The 17,082-nt window shown below is 48.6% G+C and carries 11 protein-coding genes; 8 read left to right on the forward strand and 3 right to left on the reverse strand.

The window, feature by feature from the left end; translation table 11 throughout:
* Positions 1-139: 139 nt before the first annotated feature.
* Positions 140-937 (forward strand): IclR family transcriptional regulator, encoded by a 798-nt coding sequence (locus ACYQ2M_RS18100; RefSeq protein WP_459917782.1) that lies wholly within the window; start codon positions 140-142, stop codon positions 935-937.
* Positions 938-1,065: 128 nt separating this feature from the next.
* On the opposite strand, the gene ACYQ2M_RS18105 is transcribed toward ACYQ2M_RS18100, so the two are convergent.
* Positions 1,066-3,993, reverse strand: coding sequence for an FAD-binding and (Fe-S)-binding domain-containing protein (locus ACYQ2M_RS18105; protein WP_459917783.1), 2,928 nt, complete (start codon positions 3,991-3,993; stop codon positions 1,066-1,068).
* Positions 3,994-4,375: 382 nt separating this feature from the next.
* A complete protein-coding gene (locus ACYQ2M_RS18110; RefSeq protein WP_459917784.1) occupies positions 4,376-5,398 on the reverse strand; it encodes a c-type heme family protein in 1,023 nt (340 codons plus the stop codon).
* A gap of 369 nt (positions 5,399-5,767) precedes the next feature.
* On the opposite strand from ACYQ2M_RS18110, the gene ACYQ2M_RS18115 reads away from it, so the two are divergent.
* The 5 genes from ACYQ2M_RS18115 (at position 5,768) to ACYQ2M_RS18135 (ending at position 12,928) form a co-directional block, all read left to right on the forward strand.
* Positions 5,768-7,165, forward strand: a complete 1,398-nt coding sequence (locus ACYQ2M_RS18115; protein ID WP_459917785.1) for an MFS transporter — start codon at positions 5,768-5,770, stop codon at positions 7,163-7,165.
* Positions 7,166-7,553: 388 nt separating this feature from the next.
* On the forward strand, positions 7,554-8,051 hold the full coding sequence (locus ACYQ2M_RS18120; RefSeq protein ID WP_459917786.1) for a hypothetical protein: 498 nt from the start codon (positions 7,554-7,556) through the stop codon (positions 8,049-8,051).
* 79 nt (positions 8,052-8,130) lie between these two features.
* Positions 8,131-10,536 (forward strand): acetate--CoA ligase family protein, encoded by a 2,406-nt coding sequence (locus ACYQ2M_RS18125; RefSeq protein WP_459917787.1) that lies wholly within the window; start codon positions 8,131-8,133, stop codon positions 10,534-10,536.
* Between the two features lie 282 nt (positions 10,537-10,818).
* Positions 10,819-12,111: an L-lactate MFS transporter gene (locus ACYQ2M_RS18130; RefSeq protein ID WP_459917788.1), complete on the forward strand. Its 1,293-nt coding sequence runs from the start codon at positions 10,819-10,821 to the stop codon at positions 12,109-12,111.
* Position 12,112: 1 nt separating this feature from the next.
* Positions 12,113-12,928, forward strand: coding sequence for a cytidylate kinase-like family protein (locus tag ACYQ2M_RS18135; protein WP_459917789.1), 816 nt, complete (start codon positions 12,113-12,115; stop codon positions 12,926-12,928).
* Between the two features lie 250 nt (positions 12,929-13,178).
* On the opposite strand, the gene ACYQ2M_RS18140 is transcribed toward ACYQ2M_RS18135, so the two are convergent.
* The gene (locus ACYQ2M_RS18140) at positions 13,179-13,361 is read right to left on the reverse strand and encodes a hypothetical protein (RefSeq protein ID WP_459917790.1); all 183 of its coding nucleotides are present in this window, start codon (positions 13,359-13,361) and stop codon (positions 13,179-13,181) included.
* Between the two features lie 219 nt (positions 13,362-13,580).
* On the opposite strand from ACYQ2M_RS18140, the gene ACYQ2M_RS18145 reads away from it, so the two are divergent.
* Both ACYQ2M_RS18145 and ACYQ2M_RS18150 read left to right on the forward strand, forming a co-directional pair.
* A complete protein-coding gene (locus ACYQ2M_RS18145) occupies positions 13,581-15,050 on the forward strand; it encodes a sigma-54 interaction domain-containing protein (RefSeq protein WP_459917791.1) in 1,470 nt (489 codons plus the stop codon).
* Between the two features lie 603 nt (positions 15,051-15,653).
* Entirely contained in the window at positions 15,654-17,063 is a 1,410-nt protein-coding gene (locus ACYQ2M_RS18150) for an aspartate aminotransferase family protein (RefSeq protein WP_459917792.1), read from the forward strand.
* The last annotated feature ends 19 nt before the right edge of the window (positions 17,064-17,082 follow it).

Consider the following 17,082-nt stretch of genomic DNA (forward strand, 5'->3'; position numbering starts at 1 on the left):
GTTCTGTTTTTCTAAAAACGGGTAAAGCCCGCTCAATTCACCATGATTTTTTTAGAAAATAAAACGGCATCCTTCATATCATTCCAGAAGTACTTTACCCTTTTCAAAGGGCAAACACCGTAAAATGGGCAGAGTGGCTATGAAAAAAAAAACATCAGAAGAGAAAAAATCCAGCTACAAGTCCACAGTCCCGGCAGTGGACCAAGCCATGCAATTGTTAAACTGCCTGGCAGATTCCCCCAACCCGCAATTAACGCTGACAGAAATATGCAATCAGCTGGAAATTCATAAGAGTAAAGCATATACCATATTAAATACCCTTATGAAATATGACTTCATTGAAAAGAACCCCCAGACCAAAACCTACCGCCTGGGGTTGGGGATTGTGGGGCTTGCCAGAAATATCTTAAATAACATCGACATCCGGGATCTGGTCCTCCCCCATTTACAGAACCTGGCTGAAAAAACAGAACTTTCCACCCATTTTGGCCAAATTACGGGATCACAATTTTACATCATCGCCAAAGCGGAGAGTAACCAAGATTTCGGGTACCGCATCCGCGTGGGTGCCCATCACCATATCACCCATGGTGCCCATGGTAAGGCCATCGTGGCCTTCATGCCCCAGGCCCGGCAACAGGAGATCCTTTCCCAGGATTACTTGTGTTTTTATGGTGATGGGGAGCCTGTGGACATGGTGTATCTTCTGGAAGAGCTTGCCACCTGTCGAAAAGAGGGCTACTCAATGGATCTTGGCATCACCAATCCCAACATTAACGTCCTTGCCGCTCCGGTTATGGACAACAAAAACGAGGTGATCGGCTGTGTTATTCTGGTGGGGGCTTTCCGGCGGTCCGAAGTTAAAAAATTCGGTTCCATGGTTGCAGGCAGCGCCATGGATATTTCTCACATGCTGGGATACCGCGGCGGTGGCTGAATCTTCCCCCAACTGGAGGATATCGTCATCAAACCCGAAATGCAAAAGCAACTCCATGAAGTGAAAAGGCCTGGCTTTCACAAAAGCCAGGCCCTGCTATTTTGAGCCCTGTACGGGTTGCACGATCCTTAACGCAATGCCGCCGCAAAGATGGAGATGGGATGCTGTGCCCGTTGCTCTGTACCATCCTTGATCTGCTCACGACAGGAAGTGCCAGGTGCTGCAATCATCACCCCGGGAGCAGCAGCCCTCACCGCTGGAAACAAAGAGAGCTCCCCAATGGCCATGGAGGTATCGTAATGCTCCTTTTCATACCCAAAGGAGCCAGCCATGCCACAGCAACCACTGTCAATCATGGTCACCTCGGTTTCCGGAAGCGCTTCAAGCATAGTTATGACCGGGTCAGACGTTCCCAATGCCTTTTGATAACAATGGGTGTGGACCATGACCGTCTGCTTGTCCAATGGGTATTTAAAGGTAAATTTAACATCGCCCTCCAACATCAGATCCGCAATAAACGCTTCAATGAAAAAACTGTTCTGCGACACCAGACGGGCATCCTGATTTTTAAGAAGATCCGGGTATTCATCTCTAAAACAGGCAATGCAGCTGGGTTCCACACCCACGATGGGGGTTCCCTGGCGGGCATGGGGCAGAAGTTTTGCCACATTGTGCCTGGCATGTTCCGTGGCCTTGTCAAGCATCCCCTTGGAGATCAAGGGACGACCGCAACACCGACGATCCGCCACCAGTATGACTTCAAAACCGGCGGCTTCCAGGATGCGTACGGCATCTTTGCCAAGCTGTGGCTGATGATAACTGATATGGCAATCATCCCACAGCACAACAGGCCCCCGGGGGGATGAGGAAGGCTTTGTTCGATGGTTAAACCAATGCTGAAAAGGCACCGATGCAATGGCCGGCAATGTTCGCCGACGGTCAATTTTAACGGTTTTCTCAAGCAGTTCCCGGAACAAACTGTTTTTATAAAAGTAATTCACCAGACCCGGCAGGAGCGTTCCCAGACGACTGGACACATCCATATGACCGATCATACGACTTCGCAGCGGCACCCCATGTTGGGCCTGATACTGGGCCAGAAACTCAAATTTTAATTTAGCCATGTCCACCCGGGTGGAGCATTCGTTGCGACAGGCCTTGCATGCCACACACAGATCCATCACCTCGTAGAGTTCTTTGCTGCCAAGGCCTTCGGTGCCGAACTTGCCGGTGATGGCGGCCCTCAAAGCATTGGCCCGTCCCCTTGTGGAATCCATCTCTTCACCGGTGACCCGGAAGGTGGGGCACATGGTTCCTCTTACCCAGGAGCGACACTCGCCTTGGCCGTTGCACATCTCCACCAACCCTTGGAATCCGTTGTGGGATGAAAAATCAAAGAATGTCTTTTCAGGAGACAGGGGCGTTGCATATCCCGGTTTATATTTCAACCACTCCGGATCCCAGGGCTTGGGTGCATTGATCATCTTATGGGGGTTAAATACATTGTCGGGATCAAACAGGGCTTTCACTTTCCCAAAGGCCTGGTGGAGGCGTTCTCCATAAAGCTGCTTATTAAAATAAGAGCGGGCAATCCCCTCACCATGCTCACCGGTGGTGGTGCCCTTGTGGGCAATGGCAATGTCCATGATCTTTTGGGCCAACCGCTCAAGGGAGGCAAGGCCCTCCACGGTTTTCAGATTGATTTCCGGCCCCATGTGAAGACACCCCGCCGAGGCATGGGCATCAAAATTAAGTTCAAACCCCAGCTCCCTTCCCGCCGCAAGGATATCCTGGGTGAAGCCCACCATGCGATCCACGGGAACGGTGGCATCATCAATGATCCAGATCCGCCGGTTATTGTCTCCGGGTTTGCTCATCAACAGTCCCAGTACGGATTTTCGGACCCACCACACCCGGCCCATTTCTTCGGGTGTAACGCAATGGGTCAGGGGAGTATCATAGCCGGTGTCCATCAAGGCCTGTTCAAGCCCTTCAACGCTTTTTGCAATGGACGGTTCGTCGTCTCCTGCAAATTCCACGACGAGAACGGCCCCGGGGAGCCCATGGACAAAGCGATGTAAGGTGTTCCGATAGGCACTGTTTTCATGAGCCATCTTCAAAATGGGCCGGCTCATGAGCTCCACCGCCGACGGATCATGTTCCAGGATAAAGGGAACCCGCTCCAGGGCCGTTTTCAGATCATTGAAATGAAGTACCATGAGACGAACCACCCGGGGCCGGGGGACCAGCCCCACACGAATACGGGTAATGGCAGCCAGCGTACCTTCGGCCCCCACCACCAGGGGCATGAGGTTCAAAGGTTTTCCTGCCTTTTGATCCTCCACCAGACGTTGGAGGTTATATCCGGCCACATTGCGCCAGGTATCCGGGTACCCCGTTTCAATGTCGGCTTTATATTCCTTTAATATCTCAAGCATTCCCCGGTATAAGCGTCCCTCTGCCGTCGCCTGTTCCAGCAGTTCTGCAACCTCTTCAGGGGTTTTGGGGCCCAGGGTGGCCCTGGAACCATCGGCCAGCACCACATCCACCTCATGGATGTGGTCTACAATCATACGATATTTGATGGAGTGGGATCCGGTGGAGTTATTACCGGTCATGCCCCCCAGGGTAGCCACGGCACTGGAGGACGGATCCGGTCCCACCATGAGCCCATGGGGCATAAGGGCCGCATTCAACACATCCAGCACCACACCACTTTCCACATCTGCCCATTGTTCTTTAACATTGATATCAAGAATATGATTAAGATATTTTGAAAGATCAAGGACAATCCCTGGCCCCACTGTCTGACCCGAAAGACTGGAACCGCCCCCCCGGGGGATAATGGAAGCGCCATATGTTCCGGCAATGTCCACAACGGCACAAATATCATCTATAGTGGCGGGGATCACCACCCCCATGGGAAGTTTCTGATAATCCGAGGCATCGGTACTGTAAAGCTGTCGTGAGATCCCATCAAAACGGATCTCTCCTTGAATTGCTGCTCCCAACGCCTGGTGCAGCCCTTGTCTTAATTGCTCATCTATCATATTCATCCAACTCTTTATCATTTATTGGATTTGATTCTAACGTCGGCCACCTCGGTCACTTACTGGCACTACGGTGGCAGGCTTAGAACCAACTCCCATTTATTTTACGTGTTGACCATCTGCCGCTTTGTGGGAAAGTCAACAAATAATGAGGAATCACAGAAAACCCTAAAAAATTTAACCATCCTGTATATCACGGCATCAACATTTTTGGTAGAAACATGGAAATGGCCAAGAATCTCTTGTACACACGATTCATGTAAACCATCCTGGATTTTACCAAAAATTTTATCAAAGCATTTAACCCCTCTGATCATCGCATCCACGACGACCAAGATCATGCCGCTATTTACGCGGCCATAAAAGAAAAAGATGAAAAAATAGCCTCTTACTTTTTAGTGATCGGTATAATTTTACCCTGGGGATACTGCAAACTTTCTTGCTGCGTGATGGTCAATATTTTTCTGGTAATATCCCCCATGCGTTGGATTTGATCCTTTATGGTCGTCAATTTCTTCCCATGGGGGGTATCGATTGCAATATCCATAAGAAGCAGATCAACATTTCCGGAAATGATTTGAAGGGGCTGGTTTAATTCGTGTCCCACCGTTGCAGCCATTTCCATGCGTCCTTGAATATTTTCTTCTCTACCCAAAGCTTCTTCCCTTTCCAGACGATAACGAATCCGTTTTTCCAAAATATTTACTCCTGCAAAGGCAGCAAAAACGCCCAGCCCCCATGCAAAACAATGAACTAAAAACAGGGTAAACATTGTGGGTTTAAGGATATCAAAGTACGGAGCCAGGGGCACCGCCACACTGATGCCCCCACGGATATCGCCCAACTCATATCCCTGGACAGCGTGACACTTCAGACAACTTTCTTCGGTTTTCAAAGGACTCATCAAGCGCATAAAGGGTCTTCCATCCCAAATTTCAACAGAGCTTACCTCGGGTGCCCCCTTTGTGAACTGAGAGAGTGCAAGGACTTCCCAATCATCAGCCTTGTTCCCGGGCCGGATGGGGTTCAAACTGGTGATGTGCCCCCACATATTGTCCGTGGTTCTTGCAATTTCATGTACCTGGCGTGTCATGTAGGAGGGATTTATTTTTGTCAGAAGAAGTCCATTCTCGGAGACAAGATCCCGAAGGGGATCTACCAACCAGGGATTGGGGGCTGTTTCTGGGGTAATGGGGACATAAACCCCTCCATGCATGGCATTCCACCGGCGATACACAATATCTTTTCTTATGGCGGTACGGGCCTCAATTTTTGCAGAGTCAAGGGCACCGCTTTTCACAAGACCATGGTTCCACCAGAGGGAAAGACCGACAATAAAGGTCCAGGTAATAAGAATGAAAATAAGATAGCGCTTCAAACAAATGGTATTTAATTTATTTACTACATGCATGGCATCAGGTTCCGCTTGTGGATTCATTGTTTCGCAACTTTCAGAGTTGACTTGTTTGGGAGAGGTCAAGCCCAAATGAATGTGAAAGTAATCTTAATTATCATGTGATGTCTTCAGCCCGAAAACATTTTCTGGAGGAACTAAGCTATTTTACCCACAAAACAGCTTAGTTTCCAACAAAAAAAATGCCCTTCCTTACACCATCATTTCGGATTTCCTTGAAAATTTCATCAGAAATGTTAAACCTGCAGGAATTTATATCCATAATAATCATAAACATACGGTCATTTATGATGCAAGATATAAGAAGAATAGCCGAATCTGACATTTAACTTTCTAAAACACAATTTTAACTAAGGTTTTCGCCCGATGAAACACCCCACACAATCACCACATGCTGACAGCTCCCCCGGCGCTGTATTGTTCATCGTTTCCAGCGTTCAATTTCTCACCCCCTTCATGTCCTCCTCTGTGGGTATTGCCCTGCCGGTGATCGGCCATGAGTTCCAGGCCAGTGCCATGCAGCTGGGATTGATTCAGATGATGTATATCCTGGCTGTTTCCATCACCATGCTCCCGGCGGGCCGGTTTGCCGACATCCACGGTCGGAAACGAATATTCATCGCCGGCACCGTGGTGTCCATCCTTTCCACCCTGGCAATTCCCCTTTGTATGGGGATACGTACTTTTATCTTATTCCGAATTTTCCAGGGGGTCGGAGCTGCCATGATCACGGCCACCAGCTTTGCCATCCTCACCTCCGTGTTTCCGGAATCAAAACGGGGAAAGGCCATGGGCATCGTGGTGGCCTTAGTCTATCTGGGGCTGGCAGCAGGTCCCACCCTTGCCGGAATCATGGTCACCCACATGGGATGGCGGTGGATTTTTTATTTCATGCTGCCGGTGCAGATCACGGCACTGGCGCTGACCCTGACCCGTTTGCACGGGGAATGGGCTGATTCCAGGGGCGACACATTTGACTGGCAGGGATCAGTGGTCTTTGCCCTGGCCCTGTCCATTGTCATCACGGGAATGACCCAGGTCAACAAAATGACCGGTGCCTGGATAATGATCTTGGCCGGGCTCATGGGGCTGGCGCTGTTTTTCCAGCTTCAGAAAAAAACAAGATTTCCCCTCATTGATGTGCACCTGTTCACCAGTAACCTTACGTTCACCCTGAGCAATATCGCCACCCTGATCAACTATGCCGCCTCCTTTGGCATCATCTTTTTGTTCTCCCTTTACCTGCAGTACACAAAAGGCTTTTCTGCCCAGACCGCAGGCTTTATCATGATGGTGCAGCCACTGACCCAGGCCATGCTCTCTCCCCTGGCCGGTCGACTTTCAGACGTATATCCAGCCACATGGATTGCAACCCTTGGCATGGCCACATGCACCGTGGGGCTTTTCCTGGCATCCTTCATGGGAATGACAACCTCCCTTGCCGTGATTCTTACCATGCTCATTCTCCAGGGTATCGGATTCGGGCTTTTTTCCACCCCCAACATGAACGCCATCATGTCCAGTGTCCAACCCAGATATTACGGTACCGCCTCCAGCATGGTGGGTACCATGCGCACCCAGGGCATGCTGGTAAGCATGGCCACGGTCACGTTGATCATCACACACTATCTAGGGGATCAGGCAGTAACTCCGGAAAACATGGGGCAGTTCATGAAAAGCATGCAGATGTCATTGCGAATCTATACCGGTATGGGGCTTGCGGGCATTATTTTCTCCCTGGGTAGACGGCCTGGACGTAGATAATCCAATTCCGTTTTAAAGACCAGGGAGGCGCATTCCCATTCCTGACACTTGATTTTCAAGTTTTTGTTGGCCGATTGGCCCCCTTCATATCACATCAAAAGTACTTTACACTTTTCAGAGTTGAGCACCACAAAACGGCCATTCACCTCATGGAAGTGTAAAGCGAAAATGAAGGATACCGGATTTGTGCTATTGATAATCTAACAATACAAATTCAAATCTAAATTTGACCTATTTGCCTTGCAAAAACTACGGATAATTGGTAGCCGTACAGGTTGAAAAATTTGGAGGCAAAAGGAGGTCTTCTGAAAAAACCAATATTTCATTTACAAGTTATAAAAGACGACACGTACAAATAATGAATATCATATAACCAAAGGGACAACCAATGATAAAACCACTAATATTTGCGACTATAGCAGCAATCGGAAATGCTATATTTGTATTCGGACAAAAAGGGGCGCAGGTGTCTAAAAACCCATTCCTATTTATGTTTGGAGCGGTACTAATTTGCACAATTCTATTTTTCTTTTCAACGCTATCCTTTCCCACCGAAAAAAACATTTCTTATCTAATCTCAAACTGGAAGTTTATTCTTCTAAGCGGAGTTGGTTTTTTTGTTACTTTTTTAGGTTTCTATCTTCTTTATTCTGGTTATGGCGCTTCAACATATATAATTTATGCGGTCGTATCAATCATTACCACGTCAATTGGCGTGGGGGTTCTCTATTATAAAGAACCTTTTAACTTCTACCATTTCCTGGCATTAATATTTTCGATCATTACAATTACCTGCTTTTGCTATGGACAACATATTGCAAAACCAGAAAAACAATTTAAAGGTGATCTAAACACAGCGGTAGACGTCAAGCAAGTTGTCGCCTAAGTATATAAAATACAGACTCAACTTTCGGTTTTCACCTTTCTGTGATCAACCCGAAATAATATGACATATGGAGATTCCGATGAACGTTCCCATAGATTTTGACAGTATTAGCCAGATGCTCATCCAGGCGGACCAGGAAAACCGGGATTTTTTATATGAGTATGAGGTCTACTCTCTTCTATCCCGCTCGGGTTCGGAAACGCCGCCCAAGTGCAATTTCATCCCCCGGGGGGCCCGCCCCTCCGACGAAGAACTTTGCGCCTTTCCCGGAGAAAAAACCGTCCTGAAAATCGTCTCCCCCACCATCATCCACAAGACCGAAGTGGGGGGGGTACGCATCGTTAAAAAAGAGACCAATGCCATCCGTTCGGCTGTCCGCCGCATGCTCTATGAAGTGCCGGAGAACTACACCGCCTGGATACAGGCCCAGCCCCATGCGGCCCCGGCCCCATACAGAGGACTGTCTGGAGAAGCACTGACCGCAGCCATCAGCCGAGATCTAAAAGGAGTGCTCCAGGTGCAGTTCATGCCGCCGGACTCTTCGGCCTTTGGCAATGAACTCATTGTGGGGCTGCGACATACCCGGGAATTTGGCACCGTCATCAGCGCAGGGCTTGGGGGAACCGACACGGAACTCTATGCCCAACGATTTCGAAAAGGGCAGGCCATTGTGGCTGCTTCCACAGCCATGAACGACGGCCAGTCTTTTTTTCAGCTGTTTAAACAGACCATCTCCTATCGTAAAATGGCAGGTCTTACAAGGGGACAGCGGCGCATTGTCACCGACGAGCAGCTCATTGAATGCTTTGAAAGTTTTATTCAGATGGGTAATTTTTACTCCCAGGCAAACCCCAACGCTCCCTTTGTCATTGAAGAACTGGAGATCAACCCCTTTGCCTTCACCGATTACCTCATGGTACCGCTGGACGGCATGTGTCGATTCACCAGGGCATCAACCATTAAAAACGCCCGTCCCATCGCCAAAATCCATCCGCTGCTCCACCCGAAAACCATAGGGATTATCGGGGTTTCTGCCACCCGGAAAAATTTTGGACGTATCATTTTAGACAATATCCTGGCCGAGGGATTTCCCCGGGAAAACATTGTGATTTTACGGGAAGGGGTAAAGGACATTGACGGCATTGCCTGCATATCCGATCTTGGTGCCCTGGATAAAAAACTGGATCTCTTCATCGTTGCCGTGGGGGCCGCCCAGGTTCCGGATCTGGTGGATGAGGTCATTCGTCTGGATGCCGCCAATGGGGTCATGCTCATCCCCGGGGGCATGGGAGAGACCCAGGACAGTAAAGAGATCGCCCTTGAAGTGATGTCAAAAATCAATGAGATCCACGGCACCAAAGAGGGAGGCCCCGTGTTTCTGGGAGCCAACTGCATGGGGGTTGTGTCCGGCCCCGGGGGATATGACACATGGTTCATCCCCGAAGAAAAACTGCCCAAAGATCGGAACAGAAAATATCGCCGGGCTGCCCTCATCAGTCAGAGCGGGGCCTTCATGCTCCACAGAAGCAACCAATGCCCGGAATTGAAACCCGGCTACATGATCTCCATGGGCAACCAGACCGATCTGACCCTGGGGGACATGGTGCACTATTTTAAAACATCTAAAAAGGTGGATGTAATTGCGGTGTATGCCGAAGGGTTCAACGATCTTGACGGCCTTGAATTCTGCAAAGCTGTCCGGGAGGCCGTCCTTGCCGGCAAAGAGGTAATCTTTTACAAAGCCGGACGGACCCTGGAAGGAAAGGCCGCCACCAGTGGGCACACCGCTTCTCTTGCTGGCAATTACATGGTGTGTGAGAGCTGTGTGCGCCAGGCCGGGGCCATTGTGGCCAGAAATTTTTCTGAATTCCAGGAACTGTTGCTGTTATCTGAAAATCTCAGCCGTAAAACCGTCAACGGCAATCGCCTGGCCGCGGTGAGCGGAGCCGGATTTGAGGCCGTGGGTATGGCAGACTCCATCCAGTCAGATGATTTTCACATGACATTGGCACGTTTTGAAGAGACTACCCGGCAGACCATTGCCACCCTGCTTGCAGAAAAAAAACTGTCCACCTTTGTCACCCTGTCCAATCCCCTGGATATCAACCCTGCCGCCGACGATGAGACCCATACCTTGGTGGCAAAAGCCCTGGCCGATGATCCCAACGTGGATGCCATTGTGGTGAGCTTGGACCCCATGTCTCCTGCCATGAAAACCCTTGCTGACACTGATCTTCCCCACTATGACATGCACCATGAAAAGGGAATCAAGAACTTGATGATCAAGCTTACCCAAGAGGTGGACACCCCCATTGTGGCCGTGGTGGACGGCGGGCGGCTTTATGATCCCTTGCGGGACGCCTTGATGGACAACGGGGTGCCTGTGTTCACTGTGTGCGACAAGGCCATTGCGGCCCTTTCCCTTTACATCCAGGGACGGCTGGCCGCCGATGCCATCCGGAGCACCCATGGATTTCAAGATTAAAAACGGTCACCCTTCATTCCCTGATTGACAGGGGCGCATTCCCATTTTCCCGATTCAACGCTTAATCAGAGCTGGGAAGAATTCCAGAAAAACAGAAAATCCGCTTGTGAAATACATGACACCCGTGTTAAACAGGCGTTTTTATTTTGCTCATGTGGGATTTCAGGGCTTTGTTGTGTGATGTCAAAATATCAACATGACAAGAACACTCCAAAATCCCGCATGAGCCTTTTTTTTCTAAATATTTATTTTTTGTTAGCCATAAACCAGGATTGATTCAATATGCATCACAGCAGTACACACATTACCATCTCCTTTTCCAGGGGGTGGGTGGTCACCTATGCCGCAGCCGGGCTGGGTCTTGTTTTTGGTATTCTTTATGTATGGAGTGTCATCAAAGGCGGTATCCCCGACGTCTGGGGCTGGTCCAATGCAGACAAAGCCCTGCCCTACTCCACCATGGCCGTTATTTTTTCCTTTATCATGGTGCCTGCCGGACAGTTTCAGGACCGATTCGGTCCCCGTCCGGCCATCATGCTGGGGGGATTACTGGCGGGTGCAGGATGCATTATTGCCGGTTTTGGCGGATCTTCCCTGCCCTCGTATATCATCGGTTTCGGCATCATTACCGGCACCGGGGTGGGCCTTGCCTACGCCTCTTTGACCCCTGCTGCCATGAAATGGTTTCCCGCAGAAAAAACGGGTATCACCGTGGGAATTGTGGTGGCAGGAGCGGGCCTTGCGCCCCTTCCCCTGGCCCCCTTCACGGCCTGGCTGTTGAATTTTTTTTCCACCACCACCCCCCAGGGCATGGTCATGCCGGGAATCAGCGCCACCATGATCACCCTTGGCATCACCATCTGGATTGCTGTTCTCTGCCTGTCATGGTTTGTCTACAATCCCCCCCCGGGGTTTGTGCCCATGTCCCGGTATTCCAAAACAAGTCCCCCCACACTCCAGGAGTTCAACTGGAAACAGATGATGGCCACACGCCAGTTCTGGTTGTTGTTTTTCATGTATTTTTCCGGAGCATCGGCGGGCCTGGTTTTCATCAGTGTGGCTGCGGATTTTGGACGACAGGCTCTGGGCCAATGGGCCTTTTTGGCCGTGGTGGTGCTTTCCATTGGCAATACGCTTGGCCGTATTCTTGGTGGTATTATTTCAGATAAAATCGGCCGCCCCCTTACCCTTTGTGGCGCCTTCCTGTGCCAGGCATCGGTCATCGGCATCCTGTACGGGTTAACCCGGAATGGTGGGGCTTCCTGGCCCGTGGTGCTTCTAGTGGTCTTCATGATCGGCCTTAATTACGGTGCAAACTTGACGATTTTTCCGGCAGCCTGTAAAGATAATTTCGGAATAAGAAATTTTGGACTCAACTATGGATGGCTTTTCACCGCATTTGGTGCAGCCGGTTTAATCATGCCCTGGGTCAACGGACTGATCCGGGACATCACCGGTAAACCCGATACCTCTTATCTTCTGATCATATCCATGCTGGCATTGTCTGCCATACTGGCACTTATCACCCGACGGATGGGGCTACCTGTCATTCAAACCCAAAGAGGAGATCAATAAAATGGCAATCATCACCATTTCAAGGGGTACTTTCGGCGGAGGTAAAGCCGTTGCAAAAGCCCTTGCAAAACATATGAACTACATCTGTGTCAGTCGTGAAGTACTTGTTAAACGGGCGGCAGAAACATATGACATACCGGAAGAAACACTCAGAAATTCCATTTTGCAGGTTCCGGGTCCTCTGGGACTCAATTCGGGACAAAGCATTATTAACGTAAAATATGTCAGAGCCGCCATTCTAGAACTGGGCCGTGGAAATAACATGGTGTACCATGGATTTGCCGCCCAACTTCTTTTACAGGATATTCCCCGGCTTCTCCGGGTAAAGGTCATCGCCGGCATGGAATACCGCATTGAACACGCCATGAAAAACAAAGGTTTTTCCCGGGAACAGGCCATTGATCACATCCAGGAAATGGACAAAGACAGAGCACATTGGGGCCGCACCGTATGGGGGGTGGACGTCAATGACCCCGCAAGCTTTGATCTGGTGATAAATCTGGATAAGATCAGCATTCAGGGGGCTGTGGAGATCATCGCCAAAACCCTTGAACAGGAAGCCTTTCAGGACAGAGATGAAGATCGCCAGACCTTTGAAGATGCGCTCACCATTGCCAGGGTGTGGGCTGCGCTCACACGCAACAAACCCACCCGGACGGTGCGCATTCAGCTGAAATGCCTCAACGGCCATGTAACCATCAACGGGGATGTGGGCTCCCACAAAATGATGGAAGCGGTTGTGAGCATTGCGGAACAGGTTCAAGGAGTTCAATCCGTCACCAACGGCATCAGTGTGGGCTCCAGCTGGTTGTGGTAAGAATAAAGGGAAACATTCTTTCCAACCAATTCCATATGTACTTTTGCGAAATTATACCCGGCATGAACAAAAGATTTCCACTTGTTAAAGGAGATGGTGACCGCCGTATTTAACACTTAGGATTTAACCCGGCAACGCTACTTGTCTCCTGGCAATTGTATTTTAATAAATTTTCGGGCTTGATCACAACATGTAGAGCTAATTTTCACAAATGACGTTGTAGGGTTAAAACAAACCTCTTGGCAAAAATCTATGCCATTATCGTCTCTTCCACCATGAATTCCTTAATTTGCCAACTGACACCCCGACGCGTGTTTGATCTTTGAATATATTCTTCTGCCGCATCCTTTTCCTTGAAAATCTTATCAAGGTGCCCATTCCCACATGCACCGCATTGCATGGGGTCAAATCTCATCACAACAAAAACGCTCATTTCACCCTTCCTTATTTTTTTATTGAATTTATCGATATTTAGTGAAATATTACATGCATTATAGCACGCAATGACAAAACAGCAATGTTTTTTTTACTATGAACCTCTGATAAAATAGTGATAAATAACTATCAGAACAGGGGTAAACTCGCCTTAAGGCTGGGCTTGGTCACAATATGGGCCACCCGTCACATTTGAAGGTCAACACAGGAAAAACAGATGTCAAACAACTCCAATGGACTGAATCTGCTAATGTACTGGCTGTGCAGTTTTGACAATATTCTTTGGAAAAAGGTCTCCTCCGGTGATTTGGACAAATCCCAGTGGGCCATTACCATAACCGACGAAGATGTTAACTTCCTTTATGCCAATGAAGCCTTTTGTCAACTGATTGGGTATCCACGGGACACCCTTCTTTCCATGAAAGCCTTTGATGTGCTCCCCAATGAAAGCTTTCATCGTTTTCAAAATCACATTACTAACTTCATTGAAATAAAATCCAAATTCCGCTGCGATGTTGTTGAACTTGATTATATTCAAAAAAATGGAAGCGCTGCCACCGTTGAAGAAATCATTCGACTGGTTAACTACAATGGAAAGCACTATATTTTCAGTCTCATCTATCTTCCCGACCAAAAGAACAACAAAGACCATGCACTAATCAATTACCTCAACAGTCTGGAAACTGAATTCATCCGCCTGAAGGATGAAAACATCGTTCTTAAGCAGGAGCTTGTTCTGAAGAACAATTATGGAACCGTCATTGGAAAAAGCAAAAAATTCCGACGTGTTTTAAAAGAAGTGGAACAGGTGGCCCCCATGGACACAACGGTATTGATTCAGGGGGAAACCGGAACCGGCAAAGAACTACTGGCTCGCTCCATCCACGGGTTAAGCCGCCGTAAAGATCTACCGTTGATAAAAGTCAATTGCGGTGCCCTTCCCCCCGGATTAATGGAAGCAGAACTCTTTGGTCATGTCAAAGGCGCTTTCACAGGCGCCATCCAGAATCGAAAGGGCCGATTTGAACTGGCCGACAAGGGCACCCTTTTTCTGGATGAAATCGGTGAACTACCCATGGAATTCCAGACAAAACTGCTCCGGGTGCTCCAGGAAGGGGAGCTTAACCGGGTGGGTGACGGAAAAAGCATCCGTGTGGATGTCAGAATCATTGCTGCCACCAATCGAGATCTTAAGCAAGAGGTAAAAAAAGGCTCTTTCCGGGAAGACCTTTTTTATCGACTCAATGTCTTCCCCATCACAAGTCCCCCCTTAAGAAACCGAAAGGAAGATATCCCCTCCCTGATTCGATATTTCCTTGAACATTATAACCGAAAACTTGGTAAACACGTGGATATCATTCCTAGAACCACTCTTAATCAGCTGCTGTCATACCATTGGCCAGGAAATATCCGGGAGCTGGAAAATATTCTGGAACGGGCCATCATCCTGGCCAGGGACCAGGTACTTTCCCTGGAAGGCCTCAATCAAAAAGAAGAGGAACCGGTGGGTGAAAAAAAGAATCTCACCCTTGAAGCCCACCAGCGAAATTATATACTGAAAATTCTCCAACAGACCGGCTGGCGCGTCAGTGGTGAAAACGGCGCTGCCCGAATCCTGGGGCTGAATCCCAAGACACTGGAGTCCCGGATGAAAAAACTTTCCATACATCGCCCCGGCATTTCCTGATTTTTGGGGATAAATAATCACATGTGCCATTCATCATAATTAACGGGCCAACAGAATCAGGCTTGTGTTATTGGCGTTATCGACCACAGTCGGTGCAAACGTCAAAATCAACGATAATGCCAATAACGCTATCCTGCCCCCTCCCCAGGGGGCCAATGTTGTCACCAAGCCCGATTCTTTAATCCTTATATTTAGGATTATTCCTTAAATATAAGGATAAAAACTAATTTTCTTTGCATCTTTAATTTTATATATTTGATGCCAATACAAAAAATTTTTTATTTTAAGTATGTTATGAAATATTTTTTTTTAAATACCCACCCGGTACAAATACTGCATTTAAAAAATAACAGTCATTCAGCGGCTCAATTATTTAACCCGTTAGGTCAGGAACTTGTGAGATTAATCACAAGTCAATCTAAAGAAGTTAACAGGCACCAAACATAGGCAGCAGGGCTGCCCAGGAGGTCCGTCAGAACCAGAGTACCCCTCACGATATCGCACGTTAGTAGTATTGACTGGACAAAAAAAATAAAATATCATTAAATTTGTATCTGCTTTAATCGCCCAAGACAGATATAAACCTTGCAAAAGGAGACCCCCATGAATAACGAGCAAAGAGAACAGGCCCTTGAAGCATTAAGTCACCCCGAAGCACCGAAACAGGTTACAGAAACCATCCCCGGTCCCCAGGCTGCAAAAATCTTTCAAGAAATGTTGTCCCTTGAAACCCCCCAACGACCGGCCGCCACGGTCTTTCCACTGGTGGCAGAAGAGGCAAAGGGCGTCACCATAAAAGACGTAGACGGTAATATTTTCATTGATTTCGGTGCCGGCGTGGGGGTTAAAAGCACAGGCAGTTGCCACCCCAAGGTGGTTAAGGCCATTCAGGAACAGGCCCCCAAAATGGGACACATGATTGATGCCCTTACCCCCCTGAAGTACGAAGTCGTCAAAATCATGCGGGAAACCGCCCCCCATGATCTGAAGGACAACTGCTTCATGACCTACTTCCAGAGCGGTACCGGTGGGGCAGAAGCCTGTATTAAGCAAGGCAAAATGATCACTGGAAGAAACCAGGTCGTGGCGTTTGAGGGCGGCTACCATGGTGTTTTCGGACACACAAATGCCATGACCGTGGGCGAAAACTACCGTAAGGGATATGGTGCACTCATGCCCTATGTCCATCATCTGCCCTATGCTTACTGCTACCGCTGTCCTTTCAACATGGAGTATCCCAAATGCGGTGTTGAGTGCGCAAAATATGTGGATTACAAACTCAACTCGCCTTACACCGGCCTTGATGATGTTGCCGTTGTTATCTGCGAAGCATTCCAGGGAGAAGGCGGTTACATTGTTCCCCCCAAAGAATGGTGGCCAATGGTGAAAAAGGCGGCTGAGAAGGCAGGAGCTCTCTGTGTTGCGGACGAAGTTCAGTCCGGCTTTGGCCGCAGTGGCAAAATGTGGGCCTGCGAACATTACGATTTCAATCCGGACATGATCACCTTTGGCAAGGGTGTGGGAAATGATCAGCCCTTTGCCGGTGTCATGACAAATTCCAAATATCTAGATAAACTCACGCCCCAGTCCCAACCCAATACCTTTACCGGCAACTCCATCACGCTGGCGGCAGTCAAGGCCAATTATGAAATTGTTCTGGACCCGGAAATGGATCTGCTAAACCGGGCCACCGAGTTGGGCGAATACATGCAGTCCCGATTTAAAGAGGCCCAAAAAAGCATTGAACAGATTGGCGATATCCGTGGTCAAGGGCTGTGGCAAGCCATTGAACTGGTGAAAGACCCTGCAACCAAAGAGCCCACACGGCCTGAATTCCTGGGTGATCTGTTCCCGGCTCTTTTTGCAAAGGGATTGTTCTCTGTTCCCTGTGGCCGACATGCCAACGTATTACGATTTATGCCATCATTGACCATTTCCAAAAAACATCTGGATATATCCTTGGATATTCTCCTTGAAACCCTTGAAGAATTAAAGGATAAGATGGCACAATAATATTAAAGTAGATAACAGT

This window comes from Desulfocicer niacini (assembly GCF_054657595.1).